Raw genomic sequence first — 23,658 nt, forward strand, 5'->3', positions numbered from 1 at the left:
CGGACGGGAGCGCATCCGCCGGCCGGTCGGGGCCGATTCCGGACCTACGGACGGGTGCGTCCCGCTTCCGGCGTGTCAGACTGGACGCGCCATGACGAGCCTCCCCCTGATTTCCGTGGACCCCGACGCCCGTGGTCGCCGCCCGGCGATGCCGCCCCGTCACCTCGCCGACCTGGACCTGCCGGGCCGGCAGGCCCTCGTCACCGAGCTGGGGGAGCCGGCGTTCCGCGCGAAGCAGATCTCCAACCACTACTTCGGCCGGCTGGTCCGGGACCCGGAGCGGATGACGGACCTGCCGGCCGCGTCCCGGGAGCGGCTGGCCGGCGCAATGCTGCCCGCCCTGCTCACCCCGGTCCGCGAGCTGGCCTGCGACGACGGCGCGACCCGCAAGGCCCTCTGGCGGCTGCACGACGGCTCGCTGGTGGAGAGCGTGCTGATGGGCTACCCGGACCGGGTCACCGTCTGCATCTCCAGTCAGGCCGGCTGCGGCATGGCCTGCCCGTTCTGCGCCACCGGTCAGGCCGGGCTGACCCGCAACCTCTCCACTGCGGAGATCGTCGACCAGGCGGTCTATCTGGCCGGGGTGGCCGCCTCCGGGGCGGTCGCCGGCTCGCCGCCGCGCCTGTCGCACGTGGTCTTCATGGGCATGGGCGAGCCGCTGGCCAACTACTCGCGGGTGGTGGCGGCGATCCGCCGGCTGGTCGCGCCGGCCCCGGAAGGGCTCGGCCTGTCCCAGCGGCACATCACCGTTTCCACGGTCGGCCTGGTGCCGGCCATCCGCCGACTGGCCAGCGAAGACCTCTCAGTGACCCTTGCGTTGTCGCTGCACGCCCCCGATGATGAGCTGCGCGACGAACTCGTCCCGGTCAACCAGCGCTGGAAGGTGTCCGAGGTGCTGGATGCGGCGTGGGACTACGCGGCCACGACGGGGCGTCGCGTGTCGATCGAGTACGCGATGATCAAGGACGTGAACGACCAGCCGTGGAGAGCCGATCTGCTCGGGCGGCTGTTGGCCGGCAAGTTGGCCCACGTGAACCTCATCCCGCTCAACCCGACTCCGGGCAGCCGCTGGGACGCCAGCCCGAAGCCGGTCGAGCGGGAGTTCGTCCGGCGGTTGCGCGACGCCGGGGTGTCGACCACGGTGCGGGACACCCGGGGGCGCGAGATCGACGGCGCGTGTGGCCAGCTCGCCGCCGCCGAGGACAGCGACACCGACCCCCGCACCGCGACGGCGTAGCGGTAGAGACCAGGAGACATAGTGGCGAGTCAGGGTCAGCGTTTCCGGCGTAAGGCGCTCCGCCGGGGATACAAGGTCGACGAGGTCGACGCCTTCCTGGACCGGGTGGAGGCGACGCTCGCCGGTCAGCCGGTCGGCGCGCCCGTGGCCTCCCAGGAGGTCCACGACGTCGTCTTCCGGGTCCGGTTCAACGGCTACGACGAGTGGCAGGTCGACCTGCACCTCGACCGGGTCGAGCGGCAGCTCGCCGAGCTGGAGGAGCGCGGCGCCCCCGGCGGGCGTGGCGGCGACCCGCGGCTCGCCGACCGGATGGGCCCGCCGATGCGCGACGACCGTGGCCTGTCGCCGGTGCCGCAGCCCCCGATGCCGCCCCGGCAGATGCCCGCGCAGCCCGGCCCGCCCGACCGGTACGGCAACCGCTACGACGAGCCCACCGGCGCCTTCGCCGGCGGTTACGACGCCCCGCGCGGCGGCTACGACGCGCCCCGCGGCCCCGGTGGTCCCGGCCCGATGGGCCCGGGCGGTCCCGGCCCGATGGGGCACGGCGGGCCGCCGCCGCGCGGCCTGCCGCCGGGCCCGGCCGGCTACGGCCAGGAGGAGCGGTTCGACGGGTTCGAGGCCGGCCGGCACGGGCGCGCCGACATGACCGCCGAGATCCGGATGCCCGAGCGGGACCCGCGCGATTCCCGCGACCCGCGTGGCCGCGGTCCGGCCGGCCCGCCGCTGCCGCAGCAGGGCTTCGGACCGGATCAGGGCTACGGCCCCGGCCCGGGGATGCCGCCCGGCCCGCCGCCGATGGCCGGTCCGCCGATGGTGGGGCCGCCGATGGCCGGCCCGCCCGGCAGCGACCTCTACCGGGTCGACCAGATCCGGCGCAGTTTCCAGGTGCGCCGCTTCGGCAGCGGGTACGACCCGGACCAGGTGGACCGGTTCTTCGAGGCGCTGCTCGGTGGCATGCAGGGCCGCAATCAGATGCCGGTGAACCCGAAGGACCTGGACACGCTGCGCTTCGGGCTGGTGCCCGGCGGCTACTTCGAGGCCGAGGTCGACGCCGCGCTCAAGGACGTGCAGGACATCCTGCTGGGCCGCTGAGCCCACCGACGACGACGAGGGCCCGTCCCCGGGTGGGGGCGGGCCCTCGCGCGTACCGGTCGAGCGACCGTCGGGGTCAGGAACGCAGGCCGTTGCGGCGCAGCACCGCGTCGCCGATCACGATGGCCAGCAGCAGCGCGGCGATCCCGATCAGCCAGATGTCCTCGACCCTGCCCTCGTGGTTGCCGCAGAACGCCATGATCACCAAAACCACCGCCGACAGCACCGCCCCGATCCGTCCGGACCTGCGGTGTCCGGGCTTGTGCTGATCTGGCGCGGTTACCGGCTCGCTTCCTGCCACTGTCGGTCCTTCCCTCGCGATCGGATCTCCGGTTAGTCTGGCACGCCCCGAAGCGGGCCCGGTGCGGGGTCCGCCCTGATCGGCGTACCCCGGTTGGGTGACCACGGCGACCGGGACCGGGCCGTTGGTCCCGTCGTCGCCCGGGCGGAACGGCACTACCGGCGTCGCGGAACGGTGAGCACACTGCCTCCGGTAGCGTCTTGACGTACGCCTGATTGCCTTTTTGAGGGGGACTACGGTGCGAGTGACCGGTACGGGGCATGCCAGCATGCGGATCGACACGGCCGCGGGCAGCATCCTGTGCGACCCGTGGGTCAACCCCGCCTACTTCGCCTCCTGGTTCCCCTTTCCCGACAACTCGCTGCTGGACTGGGAGACCCTGGGCCAGGTCGACTACCTGTACGTGTCGCACCTGCATCGGGACCACTTCGACGCGAAGCACCTGCGGGACTTCGTCAGCAAGGACGCGACGGTCCTGCTCCCCGAGTTCCCCACCTCGGAGATGGAGGACGAGTTCCGGGCGCTGGGCTTCACGAAGTTCCTCAAGGCGCCGAACGAGCAGGTCGTGGAGCTGCCCGGCGGCCTGAAGGTCATGATCCAGGCGCTGACGAGCCCGACCGACGGCCCGATCGGCGACTCCTCGCTCTGGGTGGAGTATGACGGGGTCCGGCTGCTCAACCAGAACGACGCCCGCCCGACCGACCTGAGCGTCTTCGCCGAGCTGGGCCACGTGCACGCGCACATGCTCCAGTTCTCCGGCGCCATCTGGTACCCGATGGTCTACGAGCTGCCGCAGGCGGCCAAGACCGCGTTCGGCAAGCAGAAGCGGGACCGGCAGTTCGACCGCACCTGGCGCTACATCGACGACCTGAAGGCCGACAGCGTCTTCCCGATCGCCGGCCCGCCGTGCTTCCTCGACGACAGCCTCTGGCAGTTCAACGACATCTTCGGCGACGAGGGGAACATCTTCCCCGACCAGTCGGTCTTCCTGGCCGAGTACGCCAAGGTCGGTGGCACCAACGGCATCGTGCTGCTGCCGGGCAGCGTCGCGGAGGTCACCACCGAGGGCACGACCACCACCCACCCGGTGCCGGTGGAGGAGTTCTTCGCGAACAAGGTGGCCCACCTGGAGGAGATGCGCGAGCGCAAGCGCCCGATCATCGAGGCCGAGAAGGTGTCCTGGCGGCACCCCGAGGTCGACGTGCTGGGCGAGATGAAGCGCCGGATCGAGCCGCTGCTGGACGAGTCGATCTACCTGGCCAAGGGCGTCGGCGGTCCGGTCCGCTTCGACCTGGTCGGCTACGACGGTGAATCGGTCGAGTCGATCGTGGTGGACTTCCCGGGCAAGGAGGTCCGGCCGTACGCGGACGAGAAGGTCCGTTACCGGTTCCGTACCGAGCGGGCGCTGATCGAGCACCTGCTGCACATCGGCGAGGTGGACTGGGTCAACTCGCTCTTCCTGTCCTGCCGGTTCTCGGCGGCCCGGATCGGCCAGTACAACGAGTTCGTCTACGCCTTCTTCAAGTGCCTCTCCGAGGAGCGCCTGCAGTACGCCGAGGGCTGGTACGACGAGCACGAGCGGGCCGTCGACGCCGAGGACATCACCCTGGACGGCTGGGTGGTGCAGCGCCGCTGCCCGCACCTGAAGGCCGACCTGAGCCGGTTCGGCATCGTCGACGGCGACCAGCTCACCTGCCAGCTGCACGGCTGGCGGTTCGACCTGGCCAGCGGGCGCTGCCTGACCAGCGTCGGCCACAAGATCCGCGCGCACCGGGCCGACGCCGAGACGCCGGCGCCGGCCGGGGAGGCGCTGAGCTAGTTCCCCGCGCCCGCCACCCCGGCGACCTGCCCCGCGAACCCGCCGCCCCCGCCGCGTGACCGGCGTCGACCGGGGCCCGGTCAGCCGCCGAGTTTCGTCAGCGGCCGAGGTCGTTGAGGATCCGCTGGGCGGCGTTGTGGCCGGCCGCGCCGATCACGCTGCCGGCCGGGTGGCAGCCCGCGCTGCCGGCGTACACGCCGTCGACCCCGGTCGCGTACGGCATCCGGTCGGTGAACGAGACGGTGTTGTCGACGTGGTGGATGTGTCCGCCGGTGATCCCGAAGTGCGCCTCGATGCCGGGCGGGGGCAGCGGCACCGCGTCGGCGATCAGGTCGCCGGTGCCCGGGGCGTACCGCTCGCAGATCGCCACCAGCCGCTCGACGTAGCCGGGCAGCGCCGCGTCCCAGTCGGTGCCGGCCAGCTCGTACGGCACCGACTGCACGAACAACGCCGACGAGTGGTGCCCGGCGTCGTCGCGCAGCGACGGGTCGACCGTGGTGTGCAGGTACCACTCGATGGTCGGCTCGGCCGGCAGCCGGCCGGCCCGCACGTCCGCCCACATGGCACGCAGCGCGTTCATCGGCGACTCGCCGCCCGCCCCGACCAGCGACGCGGAGCCGGGCAGCAGGTGGATGGTGGAGCCGAACGGGCTCGGCGCGTCCGCCGGCAGGCAGGAGAAGCGGGGCAGCCCGGTGAGCGCCAGGTTGAGCTTGAGCGTGGTGCCGGGGCGGCGGACCGCCGCCATCCGCGCGCCCAGTTCCGCCGGGAGCGCGCCGTCGGGCAGCAGCGCCATCAGCCGGTACGGGTCGCACGCGCCGAGCACCACCTCGGCGGTGACCTGGCGCCCGTCGGCGAGCAGCACCCCGCTGGCCGCGCCGCCGTCCAGGGTGATGGCGGTGACCGGGGTGCCGGCGTGGACGCGGGCGCCGGCCGCGCGGGCCGCCTCGGCGAACGTCCGGGAGACGGTGCCCATGCCGCCCTGCGCGATCATCCAGGTGCCGCCCGAGCCGGGCAGCCGGCACATGTTGTGCACCAGGAAGTTGTGCCCGGTGCCGGGGTCGTCCGGGCCGGCGTTCAGCCCGGACAGGCCGTCGGTGACCGCGTACATGCTGACCAGCAGCTCGGACCGGAAGTCGAACCGGGCCAGGTAGTCGGCGACGGAGCCGCGCACCAGGTCGACGAAGACCTGCCGCAGGGCGGGCCGGACGTACCGCTCGGCGGTCTGCTCCACCGGCAGCGGCTCGGCCAGCCAGGCCGGGGCCAGGTCCGCGCGGAGCTGGGCGAGTTCGGCCTGGAGCGCGTCGTCGGCGGCCGCGTCGGCGGGGGAGAACATCTCCGCGAGCTGCCGCCGGCTGGCCGCGGCGTCGCTGCCGAAGAGCAGGTACGGCGAGCCGAGCCCGCCCGGGGTGGGCAGGAAGTAGTGCGGGTCGCGGCGCAGCACCGGGATCCGCACGTCGAGCGTGGCCAGCAGCTCCGGCGGCATCAGCCCGAGCAGGTACGAGCCGGTGGAGTGCCGCAGCCCGGGCACCTTGGGGAACGGCGTCTCGGTGCGGGTGGCGCCGCCGATCACCTCGGCCGCCTCCAGCACCAGCACGTCCAGCCCGGCGCGGGCCAGCAGGATCGCCGAGACCAGGCCGTTGTGCCCGGCGCCGACCACCACGACGTCGGTGCGGGTCGGCAGCTCACTCGCGTCACTCATGCGACCGGAGCCTAGTGCCGGCCGGTCCCGGGCGGGAGGGTTCGCGGCGGGACGCTACCGTCGGCGGCATGTCCCCGACTGTCCAGGTCGCGCTCGTGGTGGTGCTCGTCGTGGTGGTGCTTGTCCCGCTGCTCCTGCGGCGCGGCCGTCCCCGGGACCTGGTCGCCCCGGACCGTCCGATCGGCGACGGGCAGGCCGAGGTGCTCCGGCTGGCCCGGCAGGGGCGCACGATCGACGCGGTCAAGGTGCTGCGCCAGCAGACCGGACTGTCGCTGCTGGACGCGAAGCGGGTGGTCGACCTGCTGGCGGCGGGCGGGACGTGGACGCCCGGCGCCCCGGCGCCGGGCACCGGCAGCAAGGTGGACGACGCGGTGCGGGCCGAGGCCGCGCGGCTGCTCCAGCGGGGCCGGAAGATCCAGGCGATCAAGGTGGTGCGGGAGCACACGCACCTGTCGCTGGCCGACGCCAAGCGGTACGTCGAAAGCCTCTGACGGCGGGCGGCCGTCCCGCCGCGCCCCCGGTCCGGCCCGGCGTCACTGGCGGCAGCACGGACGGGGCGTCGGCGTTGAGCGACCGCCGTCAGGCGCGGGCCGCCACCCGGGTGGCCCGCCATCGGCTCGCCGCCAGGGTGGCCGAGTAGCCGGACAGCACGATCACGTGGAACAGGTAGAGCCAGAGCAGCACCGCCACCCCGCCGCCGATCTCGTCGAAGCCGCCGAACGGCGCGCCCAGGTCCAGCGGCAGCGAGCAGAACAGCACGAAGCCGTGCAGGAAGCCGGAGAGGTTCGCCGCGGTGAACGAGCCCAGGGCCACGGTGACCAGCCAGTCCGGGGAGGCCGGACCGACCACCCGGAACACCCACACCAGCACCGGCGTGAGCACCAGCCACACCGCCAGGAACGACAGCACCACGCCGAGCGCGCCGGACCAGCCGCCCTGGCGTACCAGCCGGGTGGTCAGCGGCAGCGCCAGCAGGATCGACAGCAGCAGCGCCGGCGCCGGCGCGAGCAGCGGGAGCAGCAGCAGGCGGCCCCGCCAGCCGACCAGCGCGCCGGACTCGGCGCGTGGCTCGGCCACCGAGACGAAGGCGCGGCGCAGCCCTTCGCCGTAGAGCGAGGCCGGCAGCAGCGAGGCCAGCGCCAGCCACGGGGTCAGCCCGAGCCCGGCCTCGACGAGCGCGGCCACCGCCCGGTGCACGCCGATCTCGGTGGGCAGCGTGTCGACCGCGTACCCGGTCAGCCGCCGTACCCGGTCCGCCCCGGCGAGCAGGCCGGTGAGCCAGATCGCCAGCAGCGCCACCGGCACCACGGCGATCCCGCCGTAGAAGGTGATCGCGGCGGCGTGCAGGGACAGGTCCCGGCCGCGGACCGGCCGGAATGCCGCAGCCGTGATCCGCTTCGCCCGATCCCACCCGTCGCCCATCGCGCTCTCGTTCCCCGTCCGGCCGTGCGCCACGCATTACGATCCGGCGGCATGACGATCGCCACGACCGAGCGGCTGGTCCTGCGGGACTGGACCGAGTCGCCCGCGGACCTGGCCCGGATCTACGACATCTACTCCCGCGAGGAGGTGATGCGCTGGCTGGGCGGCGGCGCGGGGCGGATGACCGACCCGGCGCAGGCGCGGGAACGGGTCCACGCCTGGCGGGACCGCTACGGGCCGTACGCCGGCCGCTGGGGGATCTGGGCGATCGAGCCGCGCGGCGCCGACCGGGTGGCCGGGAGCGTCCTGCTCAAGCCGCTGCCCGGGCGCGACGGGGTCACCCCGAGCGACGACATCGAGGTCGGCTGGCACCTGCACCCCGACGCCCAGGGCCACGGCTACGCCACCGAGGCGGCCCGGGCGATGCTGGCGCGCGAGTTCGCCACCGGCACCCCGCAGGTGTACGCGGTGGTGATGGCCGGCAACGAACCGTCGATGGCGGTGGCCCGCCGGCTCGGCATGACCCACCTGGGCATCCGCACCGACTGGTACGGCGGCGCCGAGCTGGAGACGTTCGTCCTCCGCTCCGCCGCCTGATCCTCCGGGTCGGCTGATCCTCGGCCCCGGCCGGCCCGCCGCTCCTGACGCACACCCTGTGCGAGCGGCCCGGACCGGGGCAGCGCCGTTAGGGTGGGCGGTAGCACGATGTTCCGCTGAGGGGGTGAGCCGGATGGCCCAGGCCGCGTTCAGGCCCGATCCGACGCCGCGGCCCGCCGAGCCGTCGTTCGACGCGCTCCGGTGGCACGACGAACCGTGGACCGCGCAGCTCGCTCTCGATCTCCTACCGGAGACCAACGGCCCCAAGGTCGAGGTCCTGAGCGGAAGCGTGATCGTGACACCACATGCGGGGTATGACCACCAGGATGCCGAACTCGATCGCGCTCTTCGAGCTCGCCGACGGTGAGTATCGCCCCCTCGCCGCGGCGGCGGCCGGCACGATGTTCGTCATGAAGCGGCCCTTCGAGTTCACCATCGACCCAGGTGAGCTGCTGGGCGACGAGGCTCCGCCGGAGGAGTCGAGCGTCGGGGAGTGAGGCTCCCGGCGGGCGCTCAGGGGCGCTGGGGAAGAATGGCCGGGTGAGCACTCCCCGCACCCTTGTCCTGCTCGGCTCGACCGGCTCGATCGGCACCCAGGCCATCGACATCGTCCGGCGCAACCCGGACCGGTTCCGGGTGGTCGCCCTCGGCGCCGGCGGCGGCAACGTGGAGCTGCTCGCCGCGCAGGCCCTGGAACTGGGGGTCGAGGCGGTCGGGGTGGCGAAGGCGTCCGCCGCGCAGGACCTCCAGCTGGCCTTCTACGCCGAGGCGAGCCGGCGCGGCTGGGCCACCGGCGACTTCAAGCTGCCCAAGATTGTGGCCGGGCCGGACGCCATGGCCGAGCTGGCGGAGTGGCCGTGCGACGTCGTGCTCAACGGCGTGGTCGGCTCGCTGGGCCTGCCGCCGACGCTGGCCGCGCTGCGCGCCGGGCGTACCCTCGCGCTGGCCAACAAGGAGTCGCTCGTGGCCGGCGGCCCGCTGGTCAAGGCGGCCCTGACGCGGCCGGGGCAGCTCGTCCCGGTCGACAGCGAGCACACCGCGATGGCGCAGTGCCTGCGCTCCGGTGCCCGCTCCGAGGTCCGTCGGCTGATCGTGACCGCCAGCGGCGGCCCGTTCCGGGGCCGCCGGCGCGACGAGTTGACCGAGGTGACCCCGGCACAGGCGCTGGCCCACCCGACCTGGAACATGGGCCCGGTGGTCACGATCAACTCCGCGACCATGGTCAACAAGGCCCTTGAGGTGATCGAGGCGCACGAGCTGTTCGACGTGCCCTACGCCGATATCGAGGTGATGATCCACCCCACCTCCGTGATCCACTCGATGGTCGAGTTCGTCGACGGCTCCACGATCGCCCAGGCCAGCCCGCCGGACATGCGGCTGCCCATCGCGGTCGCGCTGGGCTGGCCGGACCGGGTGCCGGAGGCCGCCGCCGCGGTGGACTGGACGACGGCGCACACCTGGGAGTTCTTCCCGCTCGACGACACCGCGTTCCCGGCCGTCGCGCTGGCCAAGGCGGCCGGCGAGGCCGGGCGGTGCCGGCCGGCGATCTACAACGCGGCCAACGAGGAGTGCGTGGCGGCGTTCGTGGCCGGGCGGCTGCCCTTCCTCGGCATCGTCGACACTCTCGATCGGGTGTTGGAGGACGCTCCGGACTTCGACGAACCAGGTACCGTCGAGGACGTGCTCGCCGCCGAGGCGTGGGCACGGGCGCGCGCCCAGGCGATCATCGCCGGGTCGGTGGAAGGAGCCTGATGGTTTACCTGCTCGGGGTGGTGCTCTTCGCCCTGGCGATCCTCATCTCGGTGAGCCTGCACGAGGCGGGGCACATGGTCACCGCGAAGGCCTTCGGGATGAAGGTCACCCGCTACTTCGTCGGCTTCGGCCCGACGCTCTGGTCGTTCCGGCGGGGCGAGACCGAGTACGGCGTCAAGGGCATCCCGCTCGGCGGCTTCTGCAAGATCGTCGGGATGACCCCGCAGGACGACGACGTCGAGCCGGGGGACGAGAAGCGCGCCATGTGGCGCTACCCGGTGTGGAAGCGGACGATCGTGATGTCCGCCGGTTCCATCACCCACTTCGCCCTGGCCCTCGGCGCGCTCTGGATCATGGCGGTCTCCGTCGGGCTGCCCAACCCGAAGGCCCCGACCACCGCGGAGGGCCTCAAGGCCGAGCCCGCCGTGATCGCCCTGGCCCCGTGCGTGGTGGTGGAGAACGTCAACCGCGGCTGCCAGACCGGCGACCCGGCCAGCCCGGCCGCGAAGGCCCAACTGCGGGACGGCGACCGGATCACCGCCGTGAACGGCAGGCCGGTCTCCACCTGGGGCGACATGCTCGACGTGGTCCGCGCCGTCCCGCCGGGCACGGCCACCATCGCCTACGTCCGCGACGGCCAGCCGGGCACCGCCAGGGTCGACCTGGCCGCGGTGCAGCGCCCGCCGCTGGACGACCCGAAGGGCGCCACCTCCGCCGTCTCCGCGCTCGGCGTCATGGTGCAGCCCACCACGCCGAGCCGGATCGAGTACGGTCCGGTCGCCGCGTTCGGCGCCACCGCCGACTTCACCGGCAACATGGCCGTGCAGACCGCGCACGCCATGCAGCGGATCCCGCAGAAGGTGCCCGCCCTGTGGACCGCGGTCACCGGCGGCGAGCGCGACATGGACACCCCGATCAGCGTGGTCGGCGCCAGCCGGCTCGGCGGCGAGTTCGTGGCGAACGAGGCCTGGTACGCGTTCTTCATGCTCTTCGTCTCGCTGAACTTCTTCATCGGCGTGTTCAACCTGCTGCCGCTGCTGCCGCTGGACGGTGGCCACATCGCCATCGCCTGGTTCGAGCGGGTCCGCTCCTGGCTCTACGCGCGCATCGGCCGCGCCGACCCGGGCCGGGTGGACTACCTCAAGCTCATGCCCCTCACGTACGCGGTGATCCTGATCGGTGGCGCGTTCACGCTGCTGACCGTCACCGCGGACGTCGTCAACCCGATCACGCTCTTCTCAAGGTGAGTGCCTGAAGTGACCGCTGTCAGTCTCGGTATGCCCCCCGTGCCGCCGCCGCCGCTCGCCCCGCGCCGGGCCAGCCGCCAGATCATGGTCGGTTCGGTGCCGGTCGGTGGCGGCGCGCCGGTCTCGGTCCAGTCGATGACCACCACCCTGACCGCCGACGTCAACGCCACCCTCCAGCAGATCGCCGAGTTGACCGCGTCCGGCTGCCAGATCGTCCGGGTGGCGGTGCCCTCCCAGGACGACGTGGAGGCGCTGCCCGCGATCGCGAAGAAGTCGCAGATCCCGGTGATCGCCGACATCCACTTCCAGCCCAAGTACGTCTTCGCCGCGATCGACGCGGGCTGCGCGGCCGTCCGGGTCAACCCGGGCAACATCCGCCAGTTCGACGACAAGGTCAAGGAGATCGCCAAGGCGGCCGGGGACGCGGGGGTGCCGATCCGGATCGGCGTGAACGCGGGCTCGCTGGACAAGCGGCTGCTGAGCAAGTACGGCAAGGCCACCGCCGAGGCGCTGGTCGAGTCGGCGCTCTGGGAGTGCTCGCTGTTCGAGGAGCACGGCTTCCGGGACATCAAGATCTCGGTCAAGCACAACGACCCGGTGGTGATGATCCGGGCGTACCGGCAGCTCGCCGAGCAGTGCGACTACCCGCTGCACCTCGGCGTCACCGAGGCCGGGCCGGCCTTCCAGGGCACCATCAAGTCGGCGGTCGCCTTCGGCGCCCTGCTCGCCGAGGGCATCGGCGACACCATCCGGGTGTCGCTGTCCGCCCCGCCGGTCGAGGAGATCAAGGTCGGCAACCAGATCCTGGAGTCGTTGGGCCTGCGCGAGCGCGGTCTGGAGATCGTCTCCTGCCCGTCCTGCGGGCGGGCCCAGGTCGACGTCTACAAGCTGGCCGAGGAGGTCACTGCCGGCCTGGAGGGGCTGCCGGTGCCGCTGCGGGTGGCCGTCATGGGCTGCGTGGTGAACGGCCCGGGCGAGGCCCGCGAGGCCGACCTCGGCGTCGCCTCCGGCAACGGCAAGGGCCAGATCTTCGTCAAGGGCCAGGTCGTCAAGACCGTGCCGGAGGGCCAGATCGTGGAGACGCTGATCGAGGAGGCGCTGCGGATCGCCGACGAGATGGGCGCCGAACTCCCCGAGGAACTGCGCGGCCTGCTGCCGGGCGCCACGGTCACCGTGCACTGACCGGTTCGCCGACGCACACGTGCGGCCGTCCCCACCGGGGGCGGCCGCACGTGTCGGTTCAGGCCGGCGGCGCCGGTCGGGGTGGCGGTCCCGCGACCACCCCGGCCGGCGCACCGTCGGCGCGGCTCACTCGGACTCGGCGAGGATGGCGTACAGCTTGCGCCGGGTCTCGTCGAGCACCTGGGCGGCGCGCGCCCGCTGGTCGTCGGTGCCGGTCATCATCACCTGTCGCAGGGCGTTCATGGCCTGCGCGCCGGCGTCGCGGATGTCGTGCCAGCTGCTCACGGTCTGCGCCGCGAACTCGCCCCAGGGCGGGGTCTGTGCCGCCTCGGTGGCCTCGGCCTGCCCCTGCTCGGTGAGGGCGAACCGTTTCCGCCCGCCGTCGGAGTCGGCGGCGGCGGCGATGACGCCCTCGTCCTCGAGCAGTTGCAGGGTCGGGTAGATCGATCCGGGGCTGGGCCGCCAGGCCCCGCCGGTCCGGGAGTCGATCTCCTGGATCATCTCGTAGCCGTGCATCGGCCGCTCGGTGAGCAGCGCCAGCACGGCGCCGCGCACGTTGGGCCGGCGTCCCCGGCCGCGTCCGCCCCGACCTCGACCGTGTCCGTGCGGGCCGGGCGGGAACGGCGGCGGACCGGGCGGCACGGGCGGGAAGCCGAAGCCGCGCCGGCGCAGCTCGTCGTGCGCGGCGTACATCCGTCGGTGGAAACCCATCGGGCTCTCCTTCTGTTGCGACTATCGCTGATGCATCAACGATATATCGGCAATGCATCGCTGACAACATCGGTGGGAATTGGATTTCAAACCGTACGTACGTCTTGTTAGGGTGCCGGTGTGCGCCTGCTTCCCGAACCGGGGCCCGCCCGGATCCTCACCCTCTCCACGCTGGTCAACACCGTCGGCCGGGGCACCTGGCTGACCGCCAGCGCACTCTTCCTCACCCGCTCGGTGGGGCTCACGGTGACCCAGGTCGGTCTCGGCCTCACCATCACCGCGCTGGTCAGCCTCGTCGCCAGCACGCCGATGGGCTACCTCGCCGACCGGCTCGGGCCGCGCGGTCTCCAGATCACCGCCCTGCTCGCCTCGGCGGGCTGCACCGCCGCCCTGGTGGCGGTCCGCTCGTTCGCCGGATTCCTGCTGGTCGGCGTGCTGATGGCGGTGGCCGACTCGGCCAGCCGCGGGGCCCGGGGCGCGCTCATCGCCGGCGCGGTCCCCCCGGACCAGCGGGTACGCACCCGGGCCTACCTGCGCGCCGTCACCAACGTCGGCATCTCCGTCGGCGCGGTGCTGGCCGGCGTCGGCCTCGCCGCCGACACCCGGACCGGGTACGTGTCGCTCATCCTGCTGGACTGCGCCACCTACCTGGTGGCCGCCGCGGTGCTGCTCCGGCTGCCGCCCGTGCCCCCGGTCCCCGCGCCCGCACACGGGCCGCGGCTGATCGCCCTGCGGGACCGCCCGTTCCTCGCCTTCACGGTCCTGGACGGGCTGATGTCGATGCACTTCGGGCTGATCAACATCGCGCTGCCGCTCTGGATCGCCGGCCACACCACCGCGCCGCGCTGGCTCGTCTCGGTCTGTCTGCTGGTCAACACCGTGATGGTGGTGCTCTTCCAGGTCCGCGCCTCGCGCGGCACCGAGGACCTCACCGGCGCCGGCCGGGCCGCCCGCCGCGCCGGCGTGGTGATCGCGGCCGCCTGCGCGCTCTTCGCGGCGAGCGGGGGCCTGCCCGTCGCGGTCGCCGTGCCGCTGCTGCTCGGCGGCGCGCTGGTGCACGTGGTGGGCGAGTTGTGGCACGCCGCCGCCGGCTGGGGCATCTCCTTCGGCCTCGCCCCGGCCCACGCCCAAGGCCAGTACCAGGGCGCCTACGGGATGGGCATGCAGCTCGGCTCGATGGTGGCCCCGGTGGTGGTGACCACCCTCGCCATCGGCTGGGGCGTACCGGGCTGGCTGCTGCTCGGCGGCCTGTTCCTGGTGCTCGGGCTGCTGGTGCCGCCGGTGGTCGGCTGGGCCGCGCGGAGCCGCCCCCCGACACCGGCCGAGCCGGTCCCGGTCGGCTGAGCAGGTCCCGGTCGGCTGAGCGGCCACTGAGCCGACGATCGGCCACGGTCCTCAGGTCGGCCCGCGCGGGCCGGGGTCGATCTGGCAGGCTGGTATCCGTGCTCACGGTGCCGGTACGCCAACTCGGGGAGTCGGAGCGCCGCGCGGTCGAGCGGCTGCTGGATCTCGACCCGTACGCCGGCGCGCAGGTCGCCGAGCGGGTGGCCGCCAAAGGGCTGGCCTGGTGGCGGGCCGAGGGGCGGATCCTCGGCTACGGCGGCCGGCGCAACCTGGAGTCGATCTGCTGGCTGGGCGGCAACCTGACCCCGGTGCTCGCCTCGCCGCCGGCGGTGGCCGCGTTCGCCGAGCAGTTGAGCACCGAGGAACGGCTCTGCTCCTCGATCGTGGGGCGCGCCGACGCGGTGCTCGGCCTCTGGGACCGCCTGTCCGGGCAGTGGGGCCCGGCCCGGGACGTACGCCCCAACCAGCCGCTGCTGGCCACGGAGGCCATCCCCCCGGTGCCGCCCGACCCGCAGGTGCGCCGGGTACGCGCCGCGGAGATCGACCAGCTCTTCCCGGCGGCGGTGGCGATGTACACCGAGGAGGTCGGGGTGTCGCCGCTGGCCGAGGACGGCGGGCGCGGCTACCGGCGGCGGGTCGGTGACCTGGTGCGCGCCGGCCGCGCCTACGCCCGGTTCGTGGACGGCCGGGTGGTCTTCAAGGCGGAACTGGCCGTGGTGACCCGGCGGACCGCGCAGGTGCAGGGGGTCTGGGTGGCGCCGGAGTGGCGCGGCCGGGGCATCGCGACGTCGGCCATGGCGGCCGTGGTGCGCGACGCGCTGACCCGGGTGGCGCCGACCGTCAGCCTCTACGTCAACGACTTCAACCTGCCGGCCCGGCGGGTCTACGAGCGCTGCGGGTTCCGCCCCGTCGGCACCCTCGCCACCGTGCTCTTCTGAGCCGTCCCCGAGGCCGGTCCGACTCTTCTGAGTCGACCACGAGGCCCGCCCGGGGCGGGCGCCGGACCCCGCGCGGGAACCGGGCAGCCGGCATGGCCGGGATCACGCCCGCTCGAATTGCGCCGAACCGGACACCCGGCGCTATGCTGAACCTGTTTTTATACTGACTGGTCAGTTTAGAAAGTCGGGCGTGCGATGCTAATCGTCGAGGCCAGCGGGCTGGGTCTGCGGACCCGCCGCGGCTGGGTGTACCGGGACGTCGACCTCAGCGCCGACGCGGGCGAGCTGCACGCCGTCACCGGCCCGCCCGGCAGCGGCCGCACCTCCCTGCTGCTCACCCTGGCCGGCCGCTTCCCGCACACCGAGGGCGAGCTGAACCGGCGCGGCCCCGCCGCCCTCGGGCAGGTCGCCGGCGTGCACGAGCCCGACCCCACGCTGACCGTCGCCGAACACATCCAGGAACGGTTGCTGCTGCTCGGACCGGTGCCACGCCGCCGCCGGCTCGTCCCGGTCGCCGCGGTGCGGGCCCGCCGGGCGTACCGCCGGGACGCCTTCGCCGCCGCGATCGCCGGCGCCGGCCTCACCGACGCCCCGCTCGACCCGCACCGGTACGGCCGCGACCTCACCCCGGTCGAACGGCAGGTGCTCGGCCTCGTGCTGGCCAGCCTCAGCGGCCCCAACCTGATCGTCGCCGACGACGTGGACGCCGGCTCCGACGCCCCCGAACGGGAATGGATCTGGGCCGCCCTGGGCCGCCTCGCCGACCAGGGGTACGCCGTGGTCGCCAGCGCCCGCGCCGTCGAACCGGGCGCCATCGTGGTCGAGCACCGGATCGGCGACCCCACCCTGCCCACCCCCGCCCTGGTCGCGCCCCGCGCCGCCGGCGACCGGGACGACACCCGGGAGACCGCCGCATGAGCGTCCTCCGCCTGGCCCGCTTCGAGCTGCGCCGGATGGCCCGCGGCCGGCTGCCGCGCGCCGCGCTCGCCGTGCTCACCGTCATCCCGCTGCTCTACGGCGCCCTCTACCTCTACGCCTTCTGGGACCCGTACGGGAAGCTCGACCGGATCCCGGTCGCCCTGGTCAACGCCGACCGGCCGGCCACCGCCGGCGACGGCAGCGCGGTGCACGCCGGCCAGGACCTCACCGACGAACTGCTCGACCGCAAGGTCTTCGGCTGGACGGTGACCGACCAGGCCGACGCCACGGCCGGGCTCAACGACGGCCGCTACCACCTGGTCTTCGCCATCCCGGCCGACTTCTCCGCCACCCTGGCCGCCGGCCCCGACCCGGACCAGCCGGCCCGCCGGGGCGAGCTGAAGGTGGTCAACGACGACGCCACCAACTACCTCTCCGGCCTGCTCGCCCGCTCCGCGTTCAGCGAGATCCGGGCCGCCGCCGCGGAGAGCGCCGCCGCGTCGTACTTCGACCGGATGCTGATCGGCTTCACCGACGCCAAGGCCGAGACCGGCCGGGCCGCCGACGGCGCCGACCAGCTCCACGACGGGCTGGGCGCCTCCCAGCAGGGCGCCGGGAAGATCGCCGACGGGCTGGGCGCCGCCGAGGACGGCGCCGGCCAGCTGGCCGGCGGGCTCGGCAGCTCCGTACGGGGCGCGGCGAAGCTGGCCGACGGCCTCGACCAGCTCTACACGGGCGCCGCGCAGATCGCCGACGGCACCAGCCGTGCCGCGACCGAGACCAGGGCCGCCGCCGCGACGGTGGACGCGGCGGCCGACCGGTACGAGCCGCTGCTGCGCCGCAACGCCGACAACATCCGGCGCGCCGCCACGCTCGTCGCCGAGGGCGCGCAGACGCTGGCCGACAGCATCGACGCGCTGCCGGCCAAGGCCGACGACGTAATACGCCGGGCCGCGGAGGTCCGCGACCGTCTCGACGCGCTGGCGAAGGCCCACCCCGAACTGGCCGACGACCCGAACCTGGTGGCCGCCCGGCAGGCCGCCGAGCAGGCGGTCAGCACCGCCCGGGCGATGGTCGCCGCGCTGGACCGCACCGACCTGGCCGCCCTCAGGACGCAGCTGACCGAGGTCGCGCGGACCGCCCGCGACGTGGCCGCCGCCGCACCCCACCTGGCCGACGACATCGCCGCCGCCCGGGCCAAGGTCGACCAGCTGGCCAGCGGGCTGAACACCCTCGCCCAGGGCAGCGCCAAGCTCCGCGACGGCCTCGGCGGCGCGGCCGACGGCGCCGACCAGCTGCGGGGCGGGCTCTACCGGCTGGCCACCGGCGCCCGCCAGCTCGACGGCGGCCTCGCCCAGCTCAGCAGCGGCAGCAACCGCCTCGCCGACGGACTGACCAAGCTGGAGGGCGGCGCCGGCGACCTCGCCGACGGGCTCGCCGCCGGAGAACGGAAACTGCCCGGCTACCACGACGCGGACAGCCGCGCCGACATCCTCGGCGACCCGGTCGGGCTGATCCGCCACTCCGACCACCCGGCCGGCTCCTACGGCATCGGCTTCGCCCCGTACTTCCTGGCCCTGGCCCTCTGGGTCGGCGCGATGATCACCTACCTGGTGCTGCGGCCGGTGAACCGGCGGCACGTGATGTCCGGCGCCCCCGGCTGGCGGGTCGTGCTGGCCGGCTGGCTGCCCGCCGCCGCGATCGGGCTGGCCCAGGTGGCCGTGCTGGTCACCGTGGTCACCCTGGCCCTCGGCCTGCGCCCGGCGCACCCGGTGGCCACCGTCGGGCTGCTCGCCCTCACCTCGCTGGCGTTCACCGCGATCATGCAGCTGCTCGGCGTGGCGCTCGGCCCCGCCGGCCGGCTCGCCGCGCTGGCCCTGCTGATGCTCCAGCTCACCTCCTCCGGCGGCACCTACCCGGTGCAGACCTCGCCCGGGTTCTTCCAGGCCATCCACCCCTGGCTGCCCATGACGTACGTGGTGGACGGCCTGCGGCACACCATCAACGGCGGCCCGGCCGCCCCGGTGCTCACCGGCGCGCTGGTGCTGGTCGCCTTCGGGGTCGGCGCGCTGGCGCTCGGCGTCGGCGCGGCCCGCCGGTCCCGCCGGCTCACCCCGGCCAAGCTGCACCCCGAACTGGCCATGTGAGGATGGGCGGGTGACGGACGGACGGTCGCGACGGCGCGAGGACACCCGCCAGCGCCTCTTCGTGGCGGCGGTGGACCTCATCGCCGAACGGGGCTTCTCCGCCACCACGGTGGACGACATCGCGGCCCGGGCCGGGGTGGCGAAGGGGACCGTCTACTACAACTTCGAGTCCAAGACGGTCCTCTTCGAGGAGCTGCTGCGGCACGGCATCGGCCTGCTCACCGCCGACTTCCGGGCCGCCGTCGACGGGCTGCCGCCCCGGGAGGCGCTGGCCGCGCTGGTCCGCGCCGAACTGGAGTACATCCGCCGCTACCGGGCCTTCGCCCAGCTCCTGCTCTCCGAGATGTGGCGCACCAACCGGGAGTGGCAGCAGACCCTGCGGCTGCTGCGCGGCGAGGCGATCGAGGTGATCGCGGAGACCGTACGGGCCGGGGTGGCCGGCGGGGACCTCCCGGCCGACCTGGACGTCCGGACGGCCAGCTCGGCGCTGTTCGGGGTGGGTCTGGTGGTGGCCGTGGACTGGCTGGTCTTCCAGCCCGACCGGCCGATCGAGGACGTCCAGGAGGCGCTGCTCGGCATCGTCCGCCGGGTCGCCCAGACGTGACCCCTTCGCGGTAATTCGTTTGAGCGCGCCGCCCGGCCGGGCGAGGCTGGGGGTACCGCCCCCACCGACCCGAGTCCGGAGGACCTTCCATGCGCCTGCTCCGAGACCTCTGGGCCACCGCACCCCGTCGGTTGGCGGTCGTCCTGCTGTTCATCGTCCTCGCCGCCGCCGGCCAGGCGGCCGCGTCGGCGCTGGCCGGGCCGGTGCTGGTGCACCGGTCGGTCGGCTGGTTCGCCGTGCTCGCGGCGGCCCTGGTCACCGCCGTGGTCAGCGACCTGGTGATCGGGCTGATCATGGCTCGGCTGACCGCCGACTGGTCGGCCGACGTGCGCCGCCGGCTGTGCCGGGTGGCGCTCGGGCAGGACCTGCCCACCCTGGAGACCACCCCGGTCGGCGAGCTGCTCGACCGGATCGACAACGACGTCTACCAGGTCGGCGCCGAGCTGCGGAACACCGGCGTACGGCTGATCCAGGGGCTCGCCGTCTGCGTGCTGGCCACGGTCAGCGCGCTGATCGTCTGGTGGCCGGCCGGCGTCGGGATGATCGTGCTGACCGCCCTGCTCGGCGTGCTGTTGCGCCGCCCCACCGCCCGGATCGCCCCGGCCCGGATGGCCGAGGAGGAGGCCTGGTCCGACCTGGCCGCCGTGATGGAGGAGGCGGTGCACGGCCAGGACGACGTCCGCACCAGCCTGGCCCGGCCGTACGTGCTGCGGCTCTACGCCCGGCGGGCCGCCCAGGTGATCTCCCGCGGCGGCCGGGTGTTCCGGCTCTCCGCCCGGGTCACCGCGCTGGCCGCCGGCGGGGTCCGGCTCGGCATCGTCGGCGTCGTGCTCGCCGGGGCCTGGGCGCTGGCCACCGGGCGGGTGGACGCCGCCCGGCTCACCGCCATCTGGCTGCTCGTGCTCGCGTTCGGCGCCACCGTCGAGCACATCGCCCGCTGGGTGCCGCACCTGCAACAGGCCTTCGGCGCGTGGGCGCGCGTGCAACTGCTCGCCGGCTCCCGCCAGGAACCGGCCGGCGGCGCCGCCCCGGTGGACGGGGACCTCACCGTCCGCGGGCTCACCTTCCGCTACCCGTCCGGCGAGGACGGGCGCGGCCCGGCGCTGCGCGACGTGCGGCTCACCTTTGCCCGGGGCCGGTCGTACGCCCTGGTCGGGCGGACCGGCTCCGGCAAGTCGACCCTGGCCAAGGTGCTCACCCGGGCCGTCGACGTGCCAGCCCGCACCGTCTTCCTGGGCGACACCGACCTGGTCGACCTGGACGTCGAGGCGCTGCGCCGGTGGATCGCCGTGGTGCCGCAGCGCACCGAGATCCTCGCCGGCACCCTCGCCGAGAACGTCGCCCTCTTCGACCCCGCCCTGCTCGACGACGCCACCCGGGCGCTGGAGGAACTGGGGCTGGCCGGCTGGATCGCCGAGCTCCCCGACGGGGTGCACACCCGGCTGGGGGAGGGCGGGCACGTGCTCTCCGCCGGGCAGGAGCAGTTGGTGGCGTTCGCCCGGATCCTGGTCCGCGACCCCCGCGTGGTGATCCTCGACGAGGCCACCGCCCGGCTCGACCCGGTCACCGAGACGCGGGTACGCCAGGCCACCGAACGCCTGCTCACCGACCGGATCGGCATCGTCATCGCGCACCGGCTCTCCTCCGTCCGCCGGTGCGACGAGGTGGTCGTGATGGCCGACGGGGCGGTGCTGGAGGCCGGCCCGCTGCGCGAGTCGGCCCGCTTCGCCGAGCTGCTCGCCACCAGCCACGCCAGCGCGTACGCCGGCGCCGGCGGCCGCCGCGGCGGGGTGGACCTGCTCGACGGTCCGGACGACGGCTGGGACGACCAGCCCGCGGCACCGGCCGCGCCGGCCACCGCCGAGCGCCAGGTCGCGGTGCCGCGCACCGACCCGCCGCCGCTGCCCGACCCGCCGGCCGCGCGCACGCTGCGGGAGATCCTCCGGCTGGGCACCAACGATCCCCGGTACGGGCTGGTCTCGGTGGGGCTGTTCATCGTGATGACCCTGCTCGGGCTGGACGGCGCGGTGCTGCCCTGGCTCTGGGCCGGGGTGGTCGGCGGGGGAGACCCGTGGCTGCCGGCGCTCGGCATCGGCGCCGCGTTGCTGGTCGTGCTGCCGCTGCCGTACCTGACCAACCTCTGGTTCCCGCAGTGGTGGATCCGGCAGATGCTGCGGATCAGCGCCCGGCTGGTGCACGGGCAGACCGGGCCGCGCCGGGTCAGCGGGCACACCCCGGCCGAGGTGGTGGCCCAGGGCGGCGACACCGACCGGGTGGTGCAGCTCGCCGACAACCTGATGGACCAGTTCATCTCGGTCGCCATCCTGATCACCATGACGGCGGTGACCCGCAGCTACGTACCCGGGCTGTTCTTCGTCGGCACGATGGTGGTCTCCGGGCTGGCGGCGACCCTGTTCGCGCCCCGGTTGGAGCGCAGCGCCCGCGGCACCGTCAAGGCCCGCGCGGCGTTCGCCACCGCGCTGGTCTCCTCGCTCTCCGCCGCCCGTACCGTCAAGCTCGCCGGCGCCACCCGGCCGGTGCTGGACCATCTGGCGGCGCTGGACGTGGTGCGCAGCGACCGGCAGCGGCGGGAGATCGCCATGCAGGTGTGGGCCCGGTCCACTCCGTCGCTGGCCAGCGGCCTGCTGCCGATCGGGGCGTGGGCGCTCTACCTGGCCGGCGGCCTCTCCGCCGGCGCCACCCTGGTGGCGGTCTCCACCCTCGGCGCGGCCCGGTGGTTCGCCTGGACCACCGCGTCGCTGGTCTCCAACTACCCGTCGGCGCGGGTGTGGACCCGGCGGACGGCGGCGATGGCCGGGACCGGCGTCTACTCGGCCCCGGTGCCCGGGGTGGACCTGGCCGCCGGCACCGCGCCGGCGCCCGAGCCGCCGCCCCGGAACCCGCTACGCCGGCTGGAGCTGACCGGGTTCGGCGCGCTGCACTCCGACGGCACGCTCGCCGTCCGGGACGTCGACCTGACCGTGGACCGGGGACAGCTGGTGCTGGTGGTCGGCCCGGTCGGCGCCGGCAAGTCGTCGCTGCTGCGCGCCCTGGCCGGGATCGTCCACCACACCGGCACGCTGCGCTGGAACGGCGAACCGGTCACCGAGCCGGAGCTGTTCCTCCGCCCCAGCCAGGTCGGGTACGTGGGTCAGCTGCCCCGGGTGCTCTCCGGCACGGTCGCGGACAACATCGCGCTCGGGCACCAGGTCGACGCCGCAGACGCGGTGACCACCGCCCAGCTCGACCACGACCTGGCCGCCGCCGGCGGCGGGCTGGGCCTGCTCATCGGGCACAAGGGGACGCGGCTGTCCGGCGGGCAGCTCCAGCGGCTGGCGCTGGCCCGGGCGCTGGCGCCGCGTACCGAACTGCTGGTCGCCGACGACGTGTCGTCCGCGCTGGACGTCACCACCGAGCTGGCCCTCTGGGCGGCGCTGCGCGAGCACGGCGTGACCGTGGTCGGCTCGACCGCCAAGCGGGCGGCGCTGGTCCGGGCCGACCACGTGGTGGTGCTGGTCGACGGGACGGTCGCGGCCCAGGGGCCGTGGCGGGACCTGGAGTCCCACTGGGGCCACCTGGCGGGGTGAGCTGCCGGAGAGGGTCAGGGCTTCATCGGGGCTCGGGTGCTGGCTGTCGTTGACGGCCGGCACCGACGCGCCGGTCGGTGTGGCCTGCCGCGCGCAGCAGGGGCCACAGGGCGTCGATTACGCGGCGTGCCGCGGCGCGCGTCTGCCCGGGACTGGGGTCGGCCTCGAACTCGCCGATCTCCAGCCCGACAACCCGGTGAGCGGCGAGCACCTCCGCGGCGTCGTGCAGATCTTCCAGGGTCAGCCCGCCGGGCACGTGGTAGTCGGTGGGGACGAGGCCCGGTTCCAACACGTCACAGTCGACGTGCACGTACACCGGACGCCCCGCGACGGCAGCGGAGAGCCGCACGGCCAGGTCGGGGCCGGGTGGTACGAGGGTGAGGGCTCCGCTGTCGATGAGCTCCTGCTCGGCCGGGTCGATGTCGCGAGCACCGGCGAGGATCGTGTTGGCTCCGGAGAGACCCGCGCCGAGGCCGGAGTCCCACAGCCCGAGCGGCCCGCTGAGCGCGAGACCGCCGAGGTAGCCGGTGGTCGTGTTGTCGGGCGTGTTGATGTCGGCATGCGCGTCGAACCAGACCACGACCGTGTCCGGGTGGTGTCGGGCCAGCACCGGCAGCGTGGCGAGGGCGACCGCGCAGCGGGAGAGCGCGGTGACCGGCACGAGCCCCTCGTCGAGCAGCCGGTCGTAACGGCGGCTCAGCTCGATCAGGGCAGGGCGGGCCGCGTCCAGCTCCAGCTGCCACCCGGCATTGAGCGCGGGTTCCGGCCTCCCGATCACGACGGGTTCCGCGCCGAGCCGGGACGCCAGTTCGGCCGCGATCGCCGGCGAGCCCGCCATCGCGAGATCGTTGTGATCGCCTGCTCGGGCGGCGAAGTGCGTGACGGCGGCTCTCTGGGCTGGGATCACGGTGCTCATCGTGGGACTCCTGACCGGCTGAGGGAGGCGGATCGAGCCTAGAGGTCGGCGCGGTCCCGTGAGGCGCCGGCCGAGGCTCCCACTCGGCCGACACCGCCTCGTCCCACGACCCGATCACCTCCGGATGGATTCCCCAGGCCTGTTC

General features: G+C 74.1%; 20 protein-coding genes. 15 read left to right on the forward strand and 5 right to left on the reverse strand.

The window, feature by feature from the left end; genetic code table 11:
* The first annotated feature begins 91 nt into the window (after positions 1 to 91).
* Positions 92 to 1,237: a 23S rRNA (adenine(2503)-C(2))-methyltransferase RlmN gene (gene rlmN, locus ACIBPB_RS20000; protein ID WP_396841048.1), complete on the forward strand. Its 1,146-nt coding sequence runs from the start codon at positions 92 to 94 to the stop codon at positions 1,235 to 1,237.
* A 21-nt stretch (positions 1,238 to 1,258) separates the two neighbouring features.
* Positions 1,259 to 2,329, forward strand: coding sequence for a DivIVA domain-containing protein (locus tag ACIBPB_RS20005; protein ID WP_396841049.1), 1,071 nt, complete (start codon positions 1,259 to 1,261; stop codon positions 2,327 to 2,329).
* Positions 2,330 to 2,405: 76 nt separating this feature from the next.
* Here ACIBPB_RS20005 and ACIBPB_RS20010 read toward each other — a convergent pair whose 3' ends face one another.
* On the reverse strand, positions 2,406 to 2,630 hold the full coding sequence (locus tag ACIBPB_RS20010; RefSeq protein WP_357328454.1) for a DUF2631 domain-containing protein: 225 nt from the start codon (positions 2,628 to 2,630) through the stop codon (positions 2,406 to 2,408).
* A gap of 238 nt (positions 2,631 to 2,868) precedes the next feature.
* On the opposite strand from ACIBPB_RS20010, the gene ACIBPB_RS20015 reads away from it, so the two are divergent.
* Positions 2,869 to 4,449, forward strand: coding sequence for a Rieske 2Fe-2S domain-containing protein (locus ACIBPB_RS20015; protein ID WP_396841050.1), 1,581 nt, complete (start codon positions 2,869 to 2,871; stop codon positions 4,447 to 4,449).
* Between the two features lie 97 nt (positions 4,450 to 4,546).
* Here the strand turns inward: ACIBPB_RS20015 and ACIBPB_RS20020 are convergent, their stop codons facing one another.
* Entirely contained in the window at positions 4,547 to 6,148 is a 1,602-nt protein-coding gene (locus ACIBPB_RS20020) for a phytoene desaturase family protein (protein ID WP_396841051.1), read from the reverse strand.
* A gap of 68 nt (positions 6,149 to 6,216) precedes the next feature.
* Here ACIBPB_RS20020 and ACIBPB_RS20025 point away from each other — a divergent pair, with 68 nt between their 5' ends.
* Positions 6,217 to 6,639 (forward strand): 50S ribosomal protein L7/L12, encoded by a 423-nt coding sequence (locus ACIBPB_RS20025; protein WP_396841052.1) that lies wholly within the window; start codon positions 6,217 to 6,219, stop codon positions 6,637 to 6,639.
* Positions 6,640 to 6,727: 88 nt separating this feature from the next.
* On the opposite strand, the gene ACIBPB_RS20030 is transcribed toward ACIBPB_RS20025, so the two are convergent.
* The gene (locus tag ACIBPB_RS20030) at positions 6,728 to 7,570 is read right to left on the reverse strand and encodes a YhjD/YihY/BrkB family envelope integrity protein (RefSeq protein ID WP_396841053.1); all 843 of its coding nucleotides are present in this window, start codon (positions 7,568 to 7,570) and stop codon (positions 6,728 to 6,730) included.
* Positions 7,571 to 7,621: 51 nt separating this feature from the next.
* Here ACIBPB_RS20030 and ACIBPB_RS20035 point away from each other — a divergent pair, with 51 nt between their 5' ends.
* From ACIBPB_RS20035 to ispG, 5 genes are all read left to right on the forward strand, one after another.
* Positions 7,622 to 8,167, forward strand: coding sequence for a GNAT family N-acetyltransferase (locus ACIBPB_RS20035; protein ID WP_396841054.1), 546 nt, complete (start codon positions 7,622 to 7,624; stop codon positions 8,165 to 8,167).
* Positions 8,168 to 8,481: 314 nt separating this feature from the next.
* Positions 8,482 to 8,664 (forward strand): hypothetical protein, encoded by a 183-nt coding sequence (locus ACIBPB_RS20040; RefSeq protein WP_396841055.1) that lies wholly within the window; start codon positions 8,482 to 8,484, stop codon positions 8,662 to 8,664.
* Positions 8,665 to 8,707: 43 nt separating this feature from the next.
* On the forward strand, positions 8,708 to 9,919 hold the full coding sequence (gene dxr / locus ACIBPB_RS20045; protein WP_396841056.1) for a 1-deoxy-D-xylulose-5-phosphate reductoisomerase: 1,212 nt from the start codon (positions 8,708 to 8,710) through the stop codon (positions 9,917 to 9,919).
* Complete coding sequence (locus ACIBPB_RS20050; RefSeq protein WP_396841057.1) at positions 9,919 to 11,166, forward strand: M50 family metallopeptidase; 1,248 nt, start codon at positions 9,919 to 9,921, stop codon at positions 11,164 to 11,166. The genes dxr and ACIBPB_RS20050 overlap by 1 nt, the downstream gene beginning before the upstream one ends.
* A 9-nt stretch (positions 11,167 to 11,175) precedes the next feature.
* Positions 11,176 to 12,348: a flavodoxin-dependent (E)-4-hydroxy-3-methylbut-2-enyl-diphosphate synthase gene (ispG, locus tag ACIBPB_RS20055; RefSeq protein WP_396841058.1), complete on the forward strand. Its 1,173-nt coding sequence runs from the start codon at positions 11,176 to 11,178 to the stop codon at positions 12,346 to 12,348.
* Between the two features lie 126 nt (positions 12,349 to 12,474).
* On the opposite strand, the gene ACIBPB_RS20060 is transcribed toward ispG, so the two are convergent.
* Positions 12,475 to 13,059 carry a PadR family transcriptional regulator gene (locus tag ACIBPB_RS20060; RefSeq protein ID WP_396841059.1) on the reverse strand — a complete coding sequence of 195 codons (585 nt, stop codon included), beginning with the start codon at positions 13,057 to 13,059 and terminating at the stop codon, positions 12,475 to 12,477.
* 120 nt (positions 13,060 to 13,179) lie between these two features.
* Between ACIBPB_RS20060 and ACIBPB_RS20065 the strand changes: the two genes are divergently transcribed.
* The 6 genes from ACIBPB_RS20065 to ACIBPB_RS20090 all read left to right on the forward strand — a co-directional run bounded on the left by ACIBPB_RS20065 (position 13,180) and on the right by ACIBPB_RS20090 (position 22,597).
* Positions 13,180 to 14,403 carry an MFS transporter gene (locus tag ACIBPB_RS20065; RefSeq protein ID WP_396841060.1) on the forward strand — a complete coding sequence of 408 codons (1,224 nt, stop codon included), beginning with the start codon at positions 13,180 to 13,182 and terminating at the stop codon, positions 14,401 to 14,403.
* A 98-nt stretch (positions 14,404 to 14,501) separates the two neighbouring features.
* Positions 14,502 to 15,341, forward strand: a complete 840-nt coding sequence (locus ACIBPB_RS20070; protein WP_396841061.1) for a GNAT family N-acetyltransferase — start codon at positions 14,502 to 14,504, stop codon at positions 15,339 to 15,341.
* A 195-nt stretch (positions 15,342 to 15,536) separates the two neighbouring features.
* The gene (locus ACIBPB_RS20075; RefSeq protein ID WP_396841062.1) at positions 15,537 to 16,259 is read left to right on the forward strand and encodes an ATP-binding cassette domain-containing protein; all 723 of its coding nucleotides are present in this window, start codon (positions 15,537 to 15,539) and stop codon (positions 16,257 to 16,259) included.
* A complete protein-coding gene (locus ACIBPB_RS20080; protein ID WP_396841063.1) occupies positions 16,256 to 18,406 on the forward strand; it encodes a YhgE/Pip family protein in 2,151 nt (716 codons plus the stop codon). Before ACIBPB_RS20075 ends, ACIBPB_RS20080 begins: the two co-directional genes overlap by 4 nt.
* Before the next feature lie 10 nt (positions 18,407 to 18,416).
* Positions 18,417 to 19,010, forward strand: coding sequence for a TetR/AcrR family transcriptional regulator (locus ACIBPB_RS20085; protein WP_396841064.1), 594 nt, complete (start codon positions 18,417 to 18,419; stop codon positions 19,008 to 19,010).
* An 89-nt stretch (positions 19,011 to 19,099) separates the two neighbouring features.
* Positions 19,100 to 22,597 carry an ATP-binding cassette domain-containing protein gene (locus tag ACIBPB_RS20090; protein ID WP_396841065.1) on the forward strand — a complete coding sequence of 1,166 codons (3,498 nt, stop codon included), beginning with the start codon at positions 19,100 to 19,102 and terminating at the stop codon, positions 22,595 to 22,597.
* A gap of 22 nt (positions 22,598 to 22,619) precedes the next feature.
* Here ACIBPB_RS20090 and ACIBPB_RS20095 read toward each other — a convergent pair whose 3' ends face one another.
* Entirely contained in the window at positions 22,620 to 23,513 is an 894-nt protein-coding gene (locus ACIBPB_RS20095) for an arginase family protein (RefSeq protein WP_396841066.1), read from the reverse strand.
* Positions 23,514 to 23,658 lie beyond the last annotated feature (145 nt).

Source organism: Micromonospora sp. NPDC049836, from assembly GCF_044465125.1.
In the GTDB taxonomy this organism is placed as follows: Bacteria; Actinomycetota; Actinomycetes; order Mycobacteriales; family Micromonosporaceae; genus Micromonospora.

Bases quoted from the DNA above. Each gene is read 5' to 3' on its own strand.
- ACIBPB_RS20060 (WP_396841059.1), bottom strand. From the start codon at position 13,059: ATGGGTTTCCACCGACGGATGTACGCCGCGCACGACGAGCTGCGCCGG.
- ACIBPB_RS20025 (WP_396841052.1), top strand. From the start codon at position 6,217: ATGTCCCCGACTGTCCAGGTCGCGCTCGTGGTGGTGCTCGTCGTGGTG.
- ACIBPB_RS20030 (WP_396841053.1), bottom strand. From the start codon at position 7,570: ATGGGCGACGGGTGGGATCGGGCGAAGCGGATCACGGCTGCGGCATTC.
- ACIBPB_RS20020 (WP_396841051.1), bottom strand. From the start codon at position 6,148: ATGAGTGACGCGAGTGAGCTGCCGACCCGCACCGACGTCGTGGTGGTC.
- ACIBPB_RS20040 (WP_396841055.1), top strand. From the start codon at position 8,482: ATGACCACCAGGATGCCGAACTCGATCGCGCTCTTCGAGCTCGCCGAC.
- ACIBPB_RS20035 (WP_396841054.1), top strand. From the start codon at position 7,622: ATGACGATCGCCACGACCGAGCGGCTGGTCCTGCGGGACTGGACCGAG.
- rlmN (WP_396841048.1), top strand. From the start codon at position 92: ATGACGAGCCTCCCCCTGATTTCCGTGGACCCCGACGCCCGTGGTCGC.
- ACIBPB_RS20050 (WP_396841057.1), top strand. From the start codon at position 9,919: ATGGTTTACCTGCTCGGGGTGGTGCTCTTCGCCCTGGCGATCCTCATC.
- ACIBPB_RS20075 (WP_396841062.1), top strand. From the start codon at position 15,537: ATGCTAATCGTCGAGGCCAGCGGGCTGGGTCTGCGGACCCGCCGCGGC.
- ACIBPB_RS20095 (WP_396841066.1), bottom strand. From the start codon at position 23,513: ATGAGCACCGTGATCCCAGCCCAGAGAGCCGCCGTCACGCACTTCGCC.
- ACIBPB_RS20090 (WP_396841065.1), top strand. From the start codon at position 19,100: ATGCGCCTGCTCCGAGACCTCTGGGCCACCGCACCCCGTCGGTTGGCG.
- ACIBPB_RS20080 (WP_396841063.1), top strand. From the start codon at position 16,256: ATGAGCGTCCTCCGCCTGGCCCGCTTCGAGCTGCGCCGGATGGCCCGC.